We start from the raw sequence: 1,767 nt of genomic DNA, 5'->3' as shown, positions 1-1,767 counted from the left end.
TGTTATACTTTTAAAGAGAAAAACTTGCCGATTTGTCGTCCAGGTGCTGTCATACCACAGCGCAGTGTCAAGAAGCGTTTGAACAGCCCTTTTTGTAAAAAGTATAAAAATGCACCTGAATGCCAGCCTTAAGTCTTGCTTCAGCAGAGAAAGCCTTGAATTTACACCAAATAAAGCACCAGGTTGATGAGCTTGAGAAAGCCTTGTCCGTCCTTACGTGACAAGGTTTTCTTTTTATGCCGCGTCGTTATAACGTTGCTGTTTTGCTTGCTCGATGACATTCAAAAGATCCGATTGTAACCAACGGGACAAAAAACCAAATTTTAAAGGTTTTGGGAGAGAGCCATTGGTTACATGACGGCGGAATGTTGAAACACTCATATGAAGCAATTTTGCACTTTCACGGTCTGTTAAAAGAATATCATTTTCTGTCATATTAAAATCCTTTCACTATAAAAATGGTAACAAATCATAACTATTTATTAACCACATTTTGGTTCATTTAGAAAGATGTTTTATTCATAGAAAACAATATTTTATTATACAATTTCTGATGTGATACGTGATGAATCTTATTGAGAAAGAATGAGAGACAAGAGAGCTAAAGTTATCCACAGATAATGGGGTTATGCACTCCATATCTTAAGATTGACCCGTGACATAAGCCGCCCATTTATCCATATAAACGCGGCGCTGTTCTAAATAATCAGTACGACGATAGGCACGCTCTACTTGTCCTCCGACTGTATGACTTAGAATTGTTTCAGCAACCTCATAGGGGGCATCGGTTGTTTCAGCGAGCCAATCGCGTAAACTAGAGCGAAATCCATGGGGGCAGGCTTCAAGTTTATTGTCTCTCATGTATTGAGCCATACACTTCTCAGCGAGGGGACCGCGACCGGTTGCAGAAAAGAAGAAATCATTGCGAGAAAGTGAGCGCGCTTGTTTTAAAATGTCTAATGCTTCAGATGATAAGGGCACACGAAACTCTTTTGTCGTATCACGCTTTCCTTTCATATTTTCAGCAGGGATTGTCCAGATATCACCTTCAACTTGATCTTTATGAATATGACGTAAAGGGTTAGAGCGAACCCCTGTAAGGATAAGCAAACGCAAAGCCAGTTGTGTTAGGGTTGATGCTTCGCAAAGTGTTTGATAAAAAGCTGGTATATCTTTCCAATCCATTGCAGGTAAATTTTTGACTTTATGGCGTTGTTTTCCTAAGAGAGCGCGTGCTTTTTCTGTTGCTTGTAAATCAACATCCAAACCTAATGCAGCAGCATGTTTGAGACAAAGTTTGAGACGTATCAATGCTGTCCGAGCAGCTCCAGCTTTTGTATGCCAGATAGGGGCAAGTGTATTACGTATTTCTGTTTGTGTAATCTCTGACACAGGAAGACAACCTAATTTAGGGAGAATATGAAGTTGTAAAGGCGAAAACCAATGTCCATCTTTCCCATCCCCTTTTAATTCAGCTTTACGAGTTTCAAAAGTATCCAAGGCAATATCTTTTAAATAATGAAGATTGCTTATTGCCTCACGCTTTTGTTTCTCACGTTCTTTAATAGGATCACGCCCTTCACGTAAAACAGAGCGCCATTGATTTGCCAATTCACGGGCTTGTTTTAAAGAAACATCTCTTAAAGCACCCAAGCCCATTTCACGGCGCCGCCCATGAATGGTAAAACGGTAAATCCATTGAGCACCTCCATCTTTACGCTTATGAAGTAACAAGCCGGCACCATCATTATATTTGCCAGCTCCCAA

General features: G+C 40.2%; 2 protein-coding genes. Both read right to left on the bottom strand.

Annotated features, from left to right (window positions below; translation table 11 throughout):
• Positions 1–234 precede the first annotated feature (234 nt).
• Positions 235–435, bottom strand: a complete 201-nt coding sequence (locus ACFIJL_RS09260; RefSeq protein WP_015856172.1) for an AlpA family transcriptional regulator — start codon at positions 433–435, stop codon at positions 235–237.
• Positions 436–642: 207 nt separating this feature from the next.
• On the bottom strand, positions 643–1,767 hold a 1,125-nt coding region (locus ACFIJL_RS09255; protein ID WP_375624399.1), incomplete at its 5' end, for a tyrosine-type recombinase/integrase.

Source organism: Bartonella sp. TT119HLJHH, assembly GCF_042193385.1.
Lineage (GTDB): Bacteria > Pseudomonadota > Alphaproteobacteria > Rhizobiales > Rhizobiaceae > Bartonella.
Note: the sequence above shows the minus strand (reverse complement) of the source record. Positions and strands in the feature narration are given on the sequence as shown.